Origin of the sequence: Aureimonas sp. AU4 (assembly GCF_001463765.1) — a bacterium.
Lineage (GTDB): Bacteria > Pseudomonadota > Alphaproteobacteria > Rhizobiales > Rhizobiaceae > Aureimonas.
Map to the genome: position 1 here is coordinate 36,365 of NZ_BBWK01000067.1, position 14,310 is coordinate 50,674.

A 14,310-nucleotide genomic window follows, 5' to 3' on the forward strand; every position below is an offset into this window, starting at 1 on the left:
CGATCGGTGTGAAGCCGTGACCAGATGCACGCACCCGCCGCCCGTGGCCAGTGCGGATTTGCCGACCCACCCATGCGACGGCCGCGGTGCCGCTAGTGGGGATCGCCCTCCTCGCCGGGCGGGAGTCGCAGGACACCGATCAGGGCGCGCAGGTGGCGGCGCACCTCGGGGTCGGGAATGCTCTCCAGCCCGTCATCCGCCGACGGTCGCGTCAGCGCGGACTCGGAGACGAGGCCCTGAAAGAAGGTCGACAGATCGACCTCGAGAATGTCGACCAGGGCGAGAAGCGTCGTCACGCTGATGCGGTTGCGACCGCTCTCGTACTTGCGGACCTGCTGGTAGCTGATGGAGAGTTCGCGCGCCACGCGCTCCAGCGTCATGCCGCGCTGCTGGCGAATATCCTGAAGACGGGCGCCGATGCGCACGTTCATGTCGTCGACGGTCACGGTTCCGCCCTTCCCTGACTCGGGCGCGATTCCGTAAGCCGCACCTTTCACCGGACGACATGCCCGCTTTTCTTCCCTAGGGGAAGACTATATCCATCACAAAATTATTTAGCATGCAAATCATTCACGTGACACAAAAAGCCGTGCGGATCGCCTGATCGATCCCCGCTCCCGTTCCAGGAAGGGCATTGGCTCGCAAAGTTTCGGTGACAAGGGTGTACGGAGCGGTGCGGGCGTTCAAGCCTCGTGATACCGCAGGAAACCGGTCCCGACTGCCGGCACCATCGACCCAGCCGGCCCGGACGACAACCCGATGAGAAGCCTCGTCTCAGCCATCGCCGTACTCGCCGCCTGCACCGCCGCGCAGGCCGCGAACATCAACTTCACCTTCAAGAACTCGACCAGCGTCGCGGTCCGGGAGTTCTACCTGTCGCCGCCCAGTGCCGACGACTGGGAGGAGAATCTCGTGCGCGCCCCGATCCAGCCCGGCGAACAGATCCCCGCCTCGATCGTCGACACCGGAAGCTGCGTCTTCGACGTTCGCACCGTGTTCGCGGATGGCGAGAGCACGGAGGATCGCGGCTGGAACTTCTGCGATGATCCCGATTACGAGATCACCGAGGAGTAGGACCGGCGAACGGGACACCTGCCCGCCAGCACCGGCAGGGCCGAGGGGCAGGCGTGGCTCCGGCTAGAAGACCCGCAGGTAGCCGAGCAGCGAGATAATGCCGATCACGATCACGATGATGCGGGCGATCTGCTTGATGCGCCCGTCCACCGGGAGAAGATTGACGAGGTAAAGGACGAGGGCGATCACCAGGATGGTGATCAGGATGCTGATCAGGATGCTCATGCTTCGGGTTCCCCGGCCGCGCACTCAGGCGGCAACTCGCGCCCGACCCTTTCGGGCGCCAAGGTGCGATGTAGCGTCGCGCAGCAAAGAGGCGAATCCGTAAGTCCCTCAAACGACAAAAGCCACTCCAATATCTTGGAATGGCTTTTGTCGACTTGGTTGCGGGGGCAAGATTTGAACTTGCGACCTTCAGGTTATGAGCCTGACGAGCTACCGGGCTGCTCCACCCCGCGTCATGGCCGGCGGCGTCTCCGTCGTCGGTGAGCGGGATATAGACGAGGATTTCGCGGATTGAAAGGGCCGTCCGCGATGTTTTTGTGACGAGCGGTCCGACCCGTCCGTTTCAGTCGCGGAGGGCGCGCCGCAGCACCTTTCCGACGCCCGTCTTGGGCAGTTCCTCGCGAAAGACGAGGTCGCGCGGGCGCTTGTAGCCGGTCAGCCGCTCGCGGCAGTAGGCGCGCACCGCCTCCTCGTTCACCGATGGATCGCTTCGCACCACGAAGAGGCGCACCGCCTCGCCTGACCCCTCGTCCGCCACCCCGATCGCGGCCGCCTCGGCGATGCCGGGCATGCGCGTCACCACGTCCTCGATCTCGTTGGGATAGACGTTGAAGCCCGAGACGTTGATCATGTCCTTCTTGCGGTCGACGATCCGCACGAAGCCCTCCGCGTCCATGATCCCGATGTCGCCGGTGCGGAAGAAGCCGTCGGCGGTGAAGGCGTTCCTCGTCTCGTCGGGCCGGTTCCAGTAGCCCTTCGTCACCTGCGGCCCCGAGATCGCGATCTCGCCCGGCTCGCCGAACGGCACCTCGCGGTCGGCGTCGTCGAGGATGCGGAAGACGGTGGAGGGCAGCGGCAGTCCGATCGTGCCGGTGAACTCGGCGGAGGTGACGAGGTTGCAGCTTGCCGAAGGCGAGGTCTCCGACAGGCCGTAGCCCTCGCAGATCGGGGAGCCCGTCACCTCGCGCCACAGGCGTGCCGTGGCGGCCTGCACGGCCATGCCGCCCCCCACCGACAGGCGCAGGTGCGACCAGTCCACGGTGCGCGCGTCGGGATGGCGCGCGATGGCGCCGAACAGCGTGTTGACCGCCGGGAAGAGATGGAAGCGGTTGCGCTTCAGCTCCTTGATGACGGCCGGGATATCGCGCGGGTTCGGGATCAGGATATTGCAGCCGCCCGAATGGATCGACAGCATCATGTTCACGGTGAAGCCGAAGATATGGTAGAGCGGGAGCGCGCAGACCGTCGTGACCTGCTCGCCCTCGGGGATGCGCTCGGTCGCCGGCCGATTCCAGAGTTCCGACTGCAGCGCGTTGGCAACGATGTTGCTATGACTGAGGACGGCGCCCTTGGCGGTGCCCGTCGTGCCGCCGGTATATTGCAGGGCGGCCGGATCCTCGAGCGTGACCTCGACGGGCCGGAAGTCGTGGTCGCGCCCCATCGCCTCGCGCCAGCGCACGGCGCCCGCCAGGTGGAAATGGGGTACCGCCTTCTTGACGTGGCGCAGCACGAAGTTGACGACATGCCCCTTCAGCCCGGGCAGCATGTCGCCGACGCCGGTCACCACCACGTGCTCGACCGGCACCTCGGCCCGGCATGCCTCGAGCGTGTGAGCCATGTTCTCGAGGATGACGATCGCCCGAGCGCCGGAATCCTTCAGCTGGTGGGCCAGCTCGCGGGGGGTGTAGAGCGGATTGGTGTTGACGCAGACGAGGCCCGCCCGCGCCACCGCCGCCACCGCGACAGGATACTGGAAGACGTTCGGCATCATCAGCGCGACACGGTCGCCCCGCCGCAGCCCCAGGCCCTGCAGATAGCCCGCAAAGCGCGCCGAGGCCCGGTCCAACTCGCGATAGGTCATCGCGGCGCCCATGAAGCGGAAGGCGGGGCGATCGGCGTAGCGGCGGAACGCCTCCTCCATCAGCGCGGCGAGCGACGCGTAGGGCAGAGGTCCCAGCTCGTGCGGCATGCCGGGTGGATAGTGGGCGAGCCAGGGATGCATCGATTCGGTCCTCCCGTCTTTTCTTGGCCTCATCGGTAGCGCAGCGGCGGGGGGAACGAAATAGTCTGCCGTTTACGTTCACGTCAGTCGCGTAGCCGACTCGCGCGCGCGTTGAGACAACGCGCAGCCGGCACCAGAAGAAGGTCGCGGGATGCTTTCCCTTCGCGCGGGGAGATTTATGTAGCCTTGAAATGCTCGCCTTGCCGTCGGCTTCCCGAAACCTGCGGCAAGCCCAAGGGCATGGAGCGAAGCGTCGAAGGGATGATGGCGGCGATGACACACGACCGGGACCAGGAGATCAGAAATCGCGCCTACTACCTCTGGGAGAAGGCGGGACGCCCCGCCGGGCACGAGCACGATTTCTGGGCGCAGGCCGCGCGCGAGATCGAGGGCGATCCGGCCGATCGGACCCCGGCCGAGGACGAGAACCGCTTCATCGCCCGCTGAGGGTTCGGGTCCTGCGGGCGCCGCCGATGCATCCAAGCGGTTGCTGACGCGTTCACGCCATGGATGCGGGGCGCCTTCCGGCCGCTCCCGCCACTCGATTGCAAGGAACGGAACAGATGAACTTCCCGATCAAGGAGCACACGGAGATCATCGGTGCGGACGGCGTGCATGTCGGCACCGTGGACCGCGTGGAAGGCGATCGCATCAAGCTGACCAAGAAGGATGGCGGACAGGGCCTGCCGCAGGGTGAGCACCATTTCATTTCGACCGCGCTCGTGGCGGGTGTCGAAGGTGACAAGGTGCGCCTCTCGGCCAACGGCGACGTGGCGGCCGAACTCTTCGAGGAAAGCGAAGGCGGCAAGGCCGCCTGAGATCCCGTCCCGCCGCCACGCGGCGGTTCAAGACAGCGACGTTTCGAAGGCCGGCGCTCCCAGGGGGAGCCGCCGGCCTTCTCATGTCCGGGCAGCGGAGCGATGGCTTGACAGCCGCCCGTATCTGCCGCCACCCTCCCGTTATTCCGAGGGGTGCGCCGCAGGGCGCTGAGATGGCGTGTGCCGAACCCTTGAACCTGATCCGGGTCATGCCGGCGTAGGAACGGGAAACGCGACGCTGCCCTTCTCCCCCTTCTCGTCCGCTTCGCGGGCCTGGACGCCGCCCGCCTATCGGCCCGGCGTCAAGGCGTCAGGTCGGCTCCTCGGCGGGCGCGCGGCGGCCGTTCTGTTCCAGACGCTGTTCGGTCTCCTGGCGGCGCTGGCCGTCTGGCAGCTCGCCGTTCTCGCGCTGCGACCGCCCCCTTACATGCTGCCGGCCCCTGCGAGCGTCGCGGAGGTCCTGTGGCGGCGGCGCGATCTCCTCCTGTGCGAAGGCACGACGACCGCCGCCGAGGCGCTGCTGGGGCTCCTTGCGGGAACGGCGGCGGGCGCGCTGGCGGGATTGGGGACGGTGGGCTGGCCGCGCCTTGGCGCCCTCGCCTGGCCGGTGCTCCTCGTGCTCCAGTCCCTGCCGGTCTTCGCCCTCGCCCCGCTTCTGGTCCTGTGGTTCGGGTTCGGCATGGCCTCGAAGGTCGCGATGAGCGCGATCGTCATCTTCTTTCCGGTGGCGTCCTTCCTGGCGGACGGGCTTCGCCGAACCGACCCCGACCTTCTGGATGCCACGGCGCTGACCGAGGCCACCCATTGGCGCGCCATCCGCCACGTCCGCCTGCCGCTCGCCATGCCGGCCTTCGTCTCGGGCCTCAGGGTCGCGGCGCCGCTCGCCCCGCTCGGCGCGGTGATCGGCGAATGGGTCGGGGCGTCGGGGGGCCTCGGCTTCCTGATGATCCAGGCCAATGCGCGACTCCAGACCGATCTCATGTTCGCGTGTCTGGCGCTTCTGGCGGCGATGACGCTGCTCCTGCGCGCCGCCGTCGACGCCATCGCGCCCCGGCTCGTGCCCTGGGCACCTGAAACCTCTCCCCTTCCCTCCCGCTCCTGAAGGCTGCCCCAAAGATGCTTCGTCAGCTGCTCCTGTCTCTTGCCGTGCTGGCGGGCCTTGCGGCCCCGCCCGCTTCCGCCGCCGAGCCCGAACGGCTGCGCGTACTTCTGGAATGGTTCGTCAATCCCGACCACGCGGCGCTCGTGGTCGCACGCGAGCGCGGGCTTTTCGCCGCCCGCGGCCTCGAGGTGGAACTCGTGCCGGCCACCGATCCCGCCGCCCCGCCCCGGCTGCTCGCCGCCGGCCAGGCCGACGTCGCGGTCCACTACCAGCCGAACCTGATGCTCGACGTCGCCGCCGGCCTGAAGCTCGTGCGCTTCGCGACGCTGGTCGAGACGCCGCTCAACACGTTGTTGGTGATGAAGGACGGCCCGATCCGCTCGCTCGGCGACCTCAAGGGGCGGCGCATCGGCTATTCCGTCGCGGGGCTCGAGGAGGCCGTCTTGTCTGGCATGCTCGCCGGTGCCGGGCTCAAGTTGTCGGACATGACCCTCGTCAACGTCAACTTCGCGCTTACGCCCTCGCTCCTGTCGGGCTCGGTGGACGCCACGATCGGAGCCTTCCGCAACTTCGAACTGACGCAGATGCGCATTGTGAAGCGGGAAGGACGGCCCTTCTACCCCGAGGAGCACGGCGTGCCGCCCTATGACGAGCTGATCCTCGTCACCCGCGCCGACCTTCTGGCCGACCCGCGCCTGCCCCGCTTCGTCGACGCCCTGGAAGAGGCCTCGCTGTTCATCGCCAACCATCCCGACGAGGCGCGCGACATCTTCCTGCGCGCCTATCCCGATCTCGACGACGCGCTGAACCGTCAGGCCTTCGCCGACACGGTGCCGCGTCTTGCCAAGCGCCCCGGCGCGCTGGACCGCGCCCGCACCGAACGCTTCTCGCGCTTCCTGAAGGACAGCGGCGTGATCGCCTCCGTTCCCCCGCTCGACACCTATGCCGTGGAGCTCGCGCGATGACGCGCATCGCCCTGACGATCGCAGGATCCGACTCCGGCGGCGGCGCCGGCATCCAGGCGGACCTCAAGACGTTTTCCGCCCTCGGCCTCTTCGGCACCAGCGTCGTGACCGCCGTGACGGCGCAGAACACGCGCGGCGTGCGCGCTGTCGAAACGCTCTCGCCCGACATCGTCGGCGCGCAGATCGACGCCGTCCTCGACGATCTCGCGGTGGACGCGATCAAGATCGGCATGGTCTCGCGCAGCGACGTCATCCGACGCATCGCCGAGCGGCTGCGCGCCCACGGGCGGCGCGCGGTGCTTGATCCGGTGATGGTCGCAACCTCCGGCGACCGTCTTCTGGCGGAAGAGGCGCTCGACGCGCTGCGCAGCGAGCTTCTGCCGCTCGCCCTTGTCGCGACGCCCAACCTGCCCGAGGCGGCGATCCTGGCGGGCGAGGCGCTGGCGGGCGACGAGGCGGCCATGCGCGCCCAGGGCGAGCGCATCCGCGCGCTCGGCGCCGAGGCGGTCCTCGTGAAGGGCGGTCATGGCACGGGAGCATCGAGTGTCGACATCCTCGTGACGCCGGAGGCGGTTTTTCGCTTCGCGGCGCCGCGCATCGAGACGACCTGCGACCACGGAACCGGCTGCACCCTGAGCGCGGCCATCGCCGCCCATCTCGCGCGCGGCCTGGCGCTGGACGACGCGGTGGAAGAAGCCCGCGCTTATCTTCAGGGGGCGCTGGCCGCAGCAGGCCGCCTGCGGGTCGGGCACGGACGAGGGCCGGTCCATCACTTCCATCGCTGGTGGGACGAACGCGACTGACGCGGACCGGGCGGTTGACGCACGGCGCCGACCGCCCGACAAGCCGGGAAACCAGACCCGCAGCCGCCCGGGAAGCGCCCCATGCTCAAGCCCATCGCCGTCCTCCTCCTGTGCCAACTGGTGGGTGAGAGCGCGGCGCGCGCGCTGGGGCTCGCGGTGCCGGGCCCGGTTCTGGGCTTCCTGCTTCTCTTCCTGATCCTCGTCTTGCGCGACAGCGGCTGGGCGCCACGGTGGCCCTCGCTCGGCGGCGCGCCGGACGAGCCGCTCGGGCGCGCCGCCGACGGCCTCCTCTCGGTTCTCGGCCTCCTCTTCGTGCCGGCCGGGGTCGGCGTCATCGACAATCTCGGTCTCCTGGCCGCGCACGGGCTCGGCCTCGTGGCGACGCTCGCCCTGTCGGCGCTGGCGACGCTCCTGTCGACGGTCGGCATCTTTCTTCTGGTCGCCGGCCGCCGCTCGGGGGACGACGCGTGATGGGCCTGCCGGCCGACTCCTTCGGGCTCTGGGCCTATCTTTCGGCCTCGCCGCTCTTCTGGCTCTCGGCGACGGTGGTCGCCTTCCTTCTCGGCCAGCGCCTCTCGCAGGCCGCGGGCCATCACCCGGCGGCCAACCCGGTCATGGCAGCGATTGTCGTGCTCTGCCTCGTGCTGGCGCTGACGGCGACGCCCTATGCGACCTACTTCGCGGGCGCGCAGTTCGTGCACTTCCTCCTGGGGCCGGCGACCGTCGCCCTCGCCGTGCCGCTCCATCGCCACCGCCGGCTGGTGCGCCTGCATCTCCTGCCGCTGGCGGTCGCCCTGCCCACCGGCTCGCTGGTTGCGGTGGCCTCCGCCGTCTGGCTGGCGCGGCTCTTTGCGATCCCGCCGGAAGCGATCGTCTCGCTCGCGCCCAAATCCGTAACCGCGGCGGTCGCGATGGGCCTGTCGGAAAAGCTCGGCGGCGATCCGGCGTTGACGGCGGTCCTATGCATCGCGACCGGCATCTTCGGCGCGGTGGTCGTCACGCCGCTCATGAACGCGCTGCGGATCCGCAACTACGCCGCGCGCGGCTTTGCGGTCGGCCTCACCTCCCACGGCATCGGGACGGCGCGCGCCTTCGCGGTCGATCCCGTGGCCGGAGCCTTCGCCGGCATCGCCATGGCGCTGAACGCGGTGGCGACGTCCCTGATCCTGCCGGCGCTTCTGCCCCGGCTTCTGTAGCGGCGGGCCGGCCGACCGTGGCCGGCCGGGGCGCGTCAGACGGCCTCGAAGCCGCCCGTCCAGGCGCGCCAGTCGGCGCTGCCGGGGCGGTAAGGGTTGTCCTTGCGGCTGCGGCGCGCGCGGGCCGCCGACTGGCCTTCCTGCCAGACGAACTGGTCACGGGTGATGGGAACTGCGCTCATGACAAGCCTCGTTCAGTTTGTTTCTCGAACCGGCCTCGAAACACTCTTGCCGGATAGGGGCGGTGCCCTAACGCCATGTGGACGCGAGTTCAACCCACTTCCGCACAACCCGGCCCTGCATCCGCTCGGCCGCAAGAATGACGCAGATGGTTGTCATGGGCATGACATTCCCCGATGACTGACGAGGACAGGGCGGCTCCCGCGCCGGAGACATTCCCTGTCCGATCGGAGTTTCGCATGTCCCGCCCCCTCGCCCGAACGGATGCCCTGTTCGACCTGGACCACTCCCGCCCGGACCCTTACGAGGTCCTGCGGCAGGTCTTCGGCCACGCGGCGTTTCGCGGGCACCAGGAACAGGTCGTGCGCCACGTGACGGGCGGCGGCGACGCGCTGGTCCTGTTTCCGACGGGGGCTGGCAAGTCGATCTGCTACCAGGTGCCCGCGCTCTGCCGCGAGGGCGTCGGCATCGTCGTCTCGCCGCTCATCGCGCTCATGCGCGACCAGGTGCAGGCCCTGCGCCAAGCCGGCGTGCGGGCCGCCGCGCTCAACTCCTCAATGGACGAGGAGGCGCGCGCCACGGTGCGCCGGCAACTGATGACGGGCGAGCTCGATCTCCTCTACGTGACGCCCGAGCGCATCGCCATGCCGGGCTTCCGGCAGGTGCTCTCGCGCATCCCGGTGAGCCTCTTCGCGATCGACGAGGCGCATTGCGTGAGTGCATGGGGCCATGACTTCCGCCCCGAATACCGGCTTTTGGAGAGCCTTGCCGACGACTATCCGAACGTGCCGCGCATCGCGCTGACCGCCACGGCCGATCCCGCGACCCGCGCCGACATCGCAGAGCGCCTGCGCCTCACCGAGGCGCCCGTCTTCATGACGAGTTTCGATCGGCCTAATATCCGCTACGCGATCGTGGAGCGCGACGAGCCGCGCCGCCAGCTTCTCCATTTCCTCAAGGACCACGACGGGGATTCGGGCATCGTCTACTGCCTGTCGCGCCGCAAGGTGGAGGAGACGGCCGACTGGCTGAACCGCGAGGGCATCCGCGCCCTGCCCTACCATGCCGGCATGGACAATCTTCTAAAGGCCGAGCACCAGGACGCCTTCCTGCGCGAGGAGGGCCTGATCCTCGTTGCGACGGTCGCCTTCGGCATGGGCATCGACAAGCCGGACGTGCGCTTCGTCGCGCATCTCGACCTGCCCTCTTCCGTCGAGGCCTACTACCAAGAGACGGGCCGCGCCGGCCGCGACGGGCAGCCGGCCGAAGCCTGGATGGCCTACGGCCTGCAGGACGTGGTGCAGCGCGGCCGCATGATCGACGAGGGCGCGGCCGACGAAGCCGTGAAGCGGGTCGAGCGCGCCAAGCTCGAGGCCCTGCTCGGCATCTGCGAGACGGCCCAGTGCCGCCGCGCCGTGCTGCTGCAGCATTTCGGCGAGACGCTTTCCGCCCCTTGCGGCAATTGCGACACCTGCCTCTCACCGGTCGAGACCTTCGACGGGACGGAGGATGCTGTGAAGCTGATGGCCGCGATCTACCGGACCGGCGAGCGCTTCGGTCTCGGCCACGTGATCGAGGTCCTGACCGGCAAGGCGAGCGACAAGGTTCGCCAGATGGGACACGACCAGATCCCGGTCTTCGGCAAGGGCTCGGGCCGCGATGCACGCGGCTGGCGCTCGATCGCGCGCCAGCTCACCGCCATGGGCCTGATCGAGGTCGATCACGCCGCCTACGGCGCGCTCGTCCTGCGCGAGGAAGCGCGCGCCGTCTTCCGCAAGGAGCGGGTCGTCACCCTGCGCCGCGACCGCGCCCGCCGCGCGACCGAGCTGAAGCGGGTCGGCAGCGGCGCGGCGGACCTTGCGCCCGCCGATGCCGAACTCTTCCAGGCGCTGCGCGCGGTGCGCACGCGGCTTGCCCGCGACAATGCGATCGCCCCCTACATGGTCTTCTCGGACGCGACACTGCGCGCCATGGCCGAGCGCCGCCCGCGTGACGAACGCTCGCTTCTGGCGGTCCCCGGCGTCGGGCAGCTCAAGCTCCAGACCTTCGGCGCGGACTTTCTTCACGTTCTGACCGAGAACGGCTGACCGCCGGCATCTCGCGCCCCGCCTTGTCCTACGCCCCGCCATCCTGTACCAAGGCGTCGGACCGTTCCCGCAACGGCTCCCCGGCACCCGTAGCTCAGCTGGATAGAGCGCTGCCCTCCGAAGGCAGAGGTCACAGGTTCGAATCCTGTCGGGTGCGCCAGTCTTTCCAATGACTTAGCTCAATCTGACGCCGACGTCCCACAGACGCTTCCCACATAGCGGCGTCCGGCGACGGCTTGCGCGTGCGCTCCCCTTCCCGCCTGTTCGCTTCGATCGCAGCGGAGGGACAGGCATGAAGCACAGGGGTTTGGGACGAATCATGAGCGGCACGGCGCTATTAGCACTAGCCGGCTGCCAGACGGGCGCGCAGATCGAAGAGGCGCAGAGCGCACGGCTTCGTGCGTATCACGGCCAGACAGTCGCGGCCTTCAACATGGAAACCGGCCTCGTGCCCGTGTCCTTCTACCCGGTCGCGACGGGACGTGTCTTTGTGTTCGAGGGACCGACCGTCGTCACGAGCGCGCCGGGCGTCTCGAACGCGACGGCCTGTCGGCTTCTGGTCGAGACGATCGACAACGGGCACGGCGCGACCGCCGACGGCTGGACGATCGTCGGCTCGACGCGCACCGGACCGTGCCAGCTCCTTCCGATCTAGCGGGGTGTCCCACACAGTCCGGTGTGTGGGGCGCGAGTGAAGAAAGGATGGGGCCGCTCGGTCGGAAGCGTGCAAGGCTGCAAGGCAACTTTTGGAGGACCGATCGATGGGTGAGAAGCGCAACGGATCGAAGGAGGGGCGCAAGCCCAAAAAGGCCGTCGAGAAGACGATCGCCGCAGCTCCAAGCACGAAGGGCCTGGAGCCGTCGGCAGGCAAGAAGAAGGGCTGACGCCCGGCCGAATGTGAAAAGGACCGCACGAAGCGGCCCTTTGTCGTTTCAACATGTTGCTGGAGCCCGTCAGGCGTCGAGCTGCCGGCGGTGCGCGTAGTCCAGGACGGCTCTCATGAGCGCGTCGTGGATGGCGCTCTCGGCGTACTGGTCGCGCTCGCGGGCGATCAGCGCCAGCGCTGCGAAGGCGCCCTCATCCGACGTACACACGGGCGTGCGGTCGACGATCTCGTCCAGGACGGCGCCGAGCTGCGCGTCGGCCGTTCGTTCCGCGGCCCTGCCGGTGGCGGCGTTCAGTCGGACGACCGCGGCCCGGTGGGCTCGGACGATCGCTAAGAGCGGGTCGACCGGTGCGGGGACGGCGCGCGGGATGGAGTGAAGGGCGTTCATTGTGGCTTAACTCCTGTTGTGATACCTGAGGAGTTAATCGGTGCCTGAGGCACTGTCAATACCTGAGGTATTACGAGGTCGTCGTGAGCGCCATTACGAGCGAACAAGTCCGCGCGGCTCGCGCCCTGATCCGATGGGAGCAGAAGGAGCTCGCCGCCGCCTCCTCCATCTCGCTCCCGTCCATCAAGCGGTTGGAGACCTCACCCGGCCCCCTGGCAGCGCAGACGCGCACCGTCGATGCGATCCGGGCCGCCCTGGAAGCGGCTGGCGTCGAGTTCATCCCGGAGAACGGCGGCGGGGCCGGCGTGCGGCTGCGGGACCGGGCGGGCGCGCCCGACGAGGGGCTCCGGCCCGACGAGCTGGACGCCACGAACGACGATTGAGAAGCGGTCCCCATGCCGAAGACTGAAATCGAGGTCGAGGAGCTCGTCCGGGACATCCGTTACCGGATCGACCTCATTTGGCCGATGATCCTGCGCGAGGCGACTGAGAAGCGGGCCTCAATTGATCCTGGCAACTCACGTCATGAGATGGAAGAGTTTCGCGTGATCCGGGAGGCCACGCTGCGCGCGATCGATCACGTCTGGAGCTATGTGCTCGGGATCTGCAAGGCGCGCCAGGTTCGCCCCGCCCAGCTCGTGCCGCCGACCGAACGGGCGCTCGACTACTTCCGCCAAGCTCTCGGCGAATATGCGGGACGCCGTTCGACCGGCACCGCACCATTCGGCGACAGCCATAGGGTCGACGAACGGGCGCGGGAAGCACAAACTGCGATCGCGAAGCACATCGAGGTGACGGCGCGCGAGGCGCTCGTCGGCTATGCTGGCGGCGCTCCGATCTTCCCGCAATCGGAATGGCCAGCGACGTGGTTCGAGATGAGCAAGCGCAAGGCGATTGCCGCGGCGATCTTCGTGCTGGGTGTGGTTGTCACGCTTCTAGCGGAGAAGCTGACCGACGTGTTGTGGCCGTGAGCAACACACGCAACGCCCTCTTTTGGTGCCGACTTTGTTTACGGCGACGCGATTTAGATCGCAGACTCGGATTGCGTTTAAACGCAAGCGTCGGAACAGACATGCAATGCAATTGTTGAAGCGTCTGTGCAAAACGGGGATAGCGTGGACGGGAGTGATCCGTTAACGCTCCCTATGCGGCGCATGCGCATGCTGAATACGAACGCGCGACACGGTGACAATCTGCCGGCCGTAGCACGAAACGGGGATCCTTGTTTCGGAGCGCTTTGTGGGGTTCAAGGCAGGCCCCATCGCGTTCAACTTGGTGGGCGACCTACGCCAGGTCGCCCACCGCCTCCTGCAAACTACCGCAAAGCACCGTGCCCCGACGAAGGATCGATCGTGTTTGCCTCGGGGCAACTCGATGGAACGTACCGATATACGTCTCGTGGCCGGCACCAACCGCTTTGATCGCAGCTTTGAAGCGTAGATCCCGCAACGGATGATCGTAGAGCACGCAAGCCTCTCGGGGGCGATCTGCAATCCAGAGTCCTGTTCGCACCATGTCCGGGAGGCAGACGAGGTCGATCAATTCCACGTCGGAATGATCCCGCAAAATGTGTCGGATCGATTGCGCCGATATGTATGCGAGGCCAAGCGTGCATCCGATGTGCTCGGCGACCGGAAGGGGAAGATGCGCAACCGCGATCGCACCGGTTCCTTTGCACCGCAAATTGTCGAGTTGAGAAAGTTCGATCCCCATGCATTCGATGAACCAGTGCCGCAAGGGGCTGTCAAACGGAACAACCGTCCGGCGATGAGTGAAGGGTGAATATAGCAAGAACGCTCGCTGCCATGCGCCCGGCGTTGCCCGCATCTCGACTCCGTCGTTAGGGCGGCGAAACACGAGCCGGACGCAACACGCCGTCGATCAACCTGATCACAGCGTCAGCGCGACCGGATCGTGACATTTTTCGTGCACGCGTTGAGTTTTTTGTGGGAACCAGGGAGAACATCTCGACAAGAACTGACAACGCGTCCGACATCAACCCGAGAGTGTGTCGGAGGGGCGGATGCGAAGCCGTTGGCTAGTTGGACTGCTTGGCTGCCTCGCGTTCGGAGGTTGTGCAACGCCGACAAGTAGCGGAGGGGGCGGCTTCGATCGGAGCGCGGCGAACCTTTCGTCGCTGGTGATGATCAACCAGCAACGCGCTGTCCGTTGCAGTGGCGAGTATGAGGACGCTGGACAGTTTTCGACCCTTAGCGTGCCCGTCAGTTGCACGGACGGAAGGTCGGGTCTTGCGTTGTATCGGAGAGGTCTCGAACCCTCCACCGGCTATGCGACAGTCGAGTTCTCCGACGGTGCAAGCACCTTCGTTGAGTTCGGACGATCGAACTCCCGAGAGGCCACAGCGGCTCTAAGCGACACGGCATTCGTTGGTGGTTCTGTCTCGCAGGGATACGCGGCTGCAAGCTCAACGCAAACCGGCTCTTTTGGATCATACAGCGGAAACTGCCCCACGCCTGAGAGTTTGGATGCTGCGGGCCGACGTTGTGGATTGCGCAGCGCGGCATCCCGCCCCGGCGGATACTCTGGCTATGGCACCTACTCATCAGGAAGCAGCGGAGGAAGC

Annotated in this window: 19 protein-coding genes, 2 tRNA genes and 1 riboswitch; of the genes, 15 read left to right on the forward strand and 6 right to left on the reverse strand. The window is 67.4% G+C overall.

What is annotated here, in order from left to right; translation table 11 throughout:
- Nucleotides 1-92 precede the first annotated feature (92 nt).
- On the reverse strand, nt 93-446 hold the full coding sequence (locus tag AUL35_RS17710; protein WP_062017197.1) for a helix-turn-helix domain-containing protein: 354 nt from the start codon (nt 444-446) through the stop codon (nt 93-95).
- A gap of 313 nt (nt 447-759) precedes the next feature.
- Here AUL35_RS17710 and AUL35_RS17715 point away from each other — a divergent pair, with 313 nt between their 5' ends.
- Entirely contained in the window at nt 760-1,074 is a 315-nt protein-coding gene (locus tag AUL35_RS17715; protein ID WP_062017201.1) for a hypothetical protein, read from the forward strand.
- Nucleotides 1,075-1,137: 63 nt separating this feature from the next.
- Here the strand turns inward: AUL35_RS17715 and AUL35_RS22640 are convergent, their stop codons facing one another.
- From AUL35_RS22640 to AUL35_RS17725, 3 genes are all read right to left on the reverse strand, one after another.
- Nucleotides 1,138-1,299, reverse strand: a complete 162-nt coding sequence (locus AUL35_RS22640; protein ID WP_192847114.1) for a Thivi_2564 family membrane protein — start codon at nt 1,297-1,299, stop codon at nt 1,138-1,140.
- A 156-nt stretch (nt 1,300-1,455) separates the two neighbouring features.
- Nucleotides 1,456-1,532, reverse strand: a tRNA-Met gene (locus AUL35_RS17720).
- A 110-nt stretch (nt 1,533-1,642) separates the two neighbouring features.
- Complete coding sequence (locus AUL35_RS17725) at nt 1,643-3,301, reverse strand: AMP-binding protein (protein WP_062017204.1); 1,659 nt, start codon at nt 3,299-3,301, stop codon at nt 1,643-1,645.
- A gap of 273 nt (nt 3,302-3,574) precedes the next feature.
- Here AUL35_RS17725 and AUL35_RS17730 point away from each other — a divergent pair, with 273 nt between their 5' ends.
- The 7 genes from AUL35_RS17730 to AUL35_RS17760 all read left to right on the forward strand — a co-directional run bounded on the left by AUL35_RS17730 (nt 3,575) and on the right by AUL35_RS17760 (nt 8,185).
- On the forward strand, nt 3,575-3,748 hold the full coding sequence (locus tag AUL35_RS17730) for a DUF2934 domain-containing protein (RefSeq protein WP_244493815.1): 174 nt from the start codon (nt 3,575-3,577) through the stop codon (nt 3,746-3,748).
- 116 nt (nt 3,749-3,864) lie between these two features.
- Nucleotides 3,865-4,119: a DUF2171 domain-containing protein gene (locus AUL35_RS17735; protein ID WP_062017210.1), complete on the forward strand. Its 255-nt coding sequence runs from the start codon at nt 3,865-3,867 to the stop codon at nt 4,117-4,119.
- A 139-nt stretch (nt 4,120-4,258) separates the two neighbouring features.
- Nucleotides 4,259-4,360, forward strand: a riboswitch (TPP riboswitch).
- 186 nt (nt 4,361-4,546) lie between these two features.
- Nucleotides 4,547-5,221, forward strand: coding sequence for an ABC transporter permease (locus AUL35_RS17740; protein ID WP_082666425.1), 675 nt, complete (start codon nt 4,547-4,549; stop codon nt 5,219-5,221).
- A gap of 14 nt (nt 5,222-5,235) precedes the next feature.
- A complete protein-coding gene (locus tag AUL35_RS17745) occupies nt 5,236-6,186 on the forward strand; it encodes an ABC transporter substrate-binding protein (RefSeq protein ID WP_062017213.1) in 951 nt (316 codons plus the stop codon).
- Nucleotides 6,183-6,989 (forward strand): bifunctional hydroxymethylpyrimidine kinase/phosphomethylpyrimidine kinase, encoded by an 807-nt coding sequence (gene thiD / locus AUL35_RS17750; RefSeq protein WP_062017216.1) that lies wholly within the window; start codon nt 6,183-6,185, stop codon nt 6,987-6,989. The genes AUL35_RS17745 and thiD overlap by 4 nt, the downstream gene beginning before the upstream one ends.
- A gap of 81 nt (nt 6,990-7,070) precedes the next feature.
- Nucleotides 7,071-7,460, forward strand: a complete 390-nt coding sequence (locus AUL35_RS17755) for a CidA/LrgA family protein (RefSeq protein ID WP_062017219.1) — start codon at nt 7,071-7,073, stop codon at nt 7,458-7,460.
- 5 nt (nt 7,461-7,465) lie between these two features.
- Nucleotides 7,466-8,185 (forward strand): LrgB family protein, encoded by a 720-nt coding sequence (locus AUL35_RS17760; RefSeq protein WP_062017284.1) that lies wholly within the window; start codon nt 7,466-7,468, stop codon nt 8,183-8,185.
- Nucleotides 8,186-8,220: 35 nt separating this feature from the next.
- Here AUL35_RS17760 and AUL35_RS22240 read toward each other — a convergent pair whose 3' ends face one another.
- The gene (locus tag AUL35_RS22240; protein WP_156418056.1) at nt 8,221-8,367 is read right to left on the reverse strand and encodes a hypothetical protein; all 147 of its coding nucleotides are present in this window, start codon (nt 8,365-8,367) and stop codon (nt 8,221-8,223) included.
- Nucleotides 8,368-8,604: 237 nt separating this feature from the next.
- Here AUL35_RS22240 and recQ point away from each other — a divergent pair, with 237 nt between their 5' ends.
- The 4 genes from recQ to AUL35_RS23080 all read left to right on the forward strand — a co-directional run bounded on the left by recQ (nt 8,605) and on the right by AUL35_RS23080 (nt 11,336).
- Complete coding sequence (recQ, locus tag AUL35_RS17765) at nt 8,605-10,452, forward strand: DNA helicase RecQ (RefSeq protein ID WP_062017223.1); 1,848 nt, start codon at nt 8,605-8,607, stop codon at nt 10,450-10,452.
- 83 nt (nt 10,453-10,535) lie between these two features.
- A tRNA-Arg gene (locus tag AUL35_RS17770) sits at nt 10,536-10,612 on the forward strand.
- Between the two features lie 132 nt (nt 10,613-10,744).
- Entirely contained in the window at nt 10,745-11,107 is a 363-nt protein-coding gene (locus tag AUL35_RS17775; protein ID WP_192847115.1) for a hypothetical protein, read from the forward strand.
- A 106-nt stretch (nt 11,108-11,213) separates the two neighbouring features.
- Nucleotides 11,214-11,336: a hypothetical protein gene (locus tag AUL35_RS23080; protein WP_280137354.1), complete on the forward strand. Its 123-nt coding sequence runs from the start codon at nt 11,214-11,216 to the stop codon at nt 11,334-11,336.
- 69 nt (nt 11,337-11,405) lie between these two features.
- Here AUL35_RS23080 and AUL35_RS17780 read toward each other — a convergent pair whose 3' ends face one another.
- Nucleotides 11,406-11,726, reverse strand: coding sequence for a hypothetical protein (locus tag AUL35_RS17780; protein ID WP_062017229.1), 321 nt, complete (start codon nt 11,724-11,726; stop codon nt 11,406-11,408).
- A gap of 83 nt (nt 11,727-11,809) precedes the next feature.
- Here AUL35_RS17780 and AUL35_RS17785 point away from each other — a divergent pair, with 83 nt between their 5' ends.
- From AUL35_RS17785 to AUL35_RS22245, 3 genes are all read left to right on the forward strand, one after another.
- Entirely contained in the window at nt 11,810-12,109 is a 300-nt protein-coding gene (locus AUL35_RS17785; RefSeq protein ID WP_062017232.1) for a hypothetical protein, read from the forward strand.
- A 12-nt stretch (nt 12,110-12,121) separates the two neighbouring features.
- Nucleotides 12,122-12,697 (forward strand): hypothetical protein, encoded by a 576-nt coding sequence (locus AUL35_RS17790; RefSeq protein WP_062017235.1) that lies wholly within the window; start codon nt 12,122-12,124, stop codon nt 12,695-12,697.
- A 481-nt stretch (nt 12,698-13,178) separates the two neighbouring features.
- Nucleotides 13,179-13,508 (forward strand): hypothetical protein, encoded by a 330-nt coding sequence (locus AUL35_RS22245; RefSeq protein WP_156418057.1) that lies wholly within the window; start codon nt 13,179-13,181, stop codon nt 13,506-13,508.
- Nucleotides 13,509-14,310 lie beyond the last annotated feature (802 nt).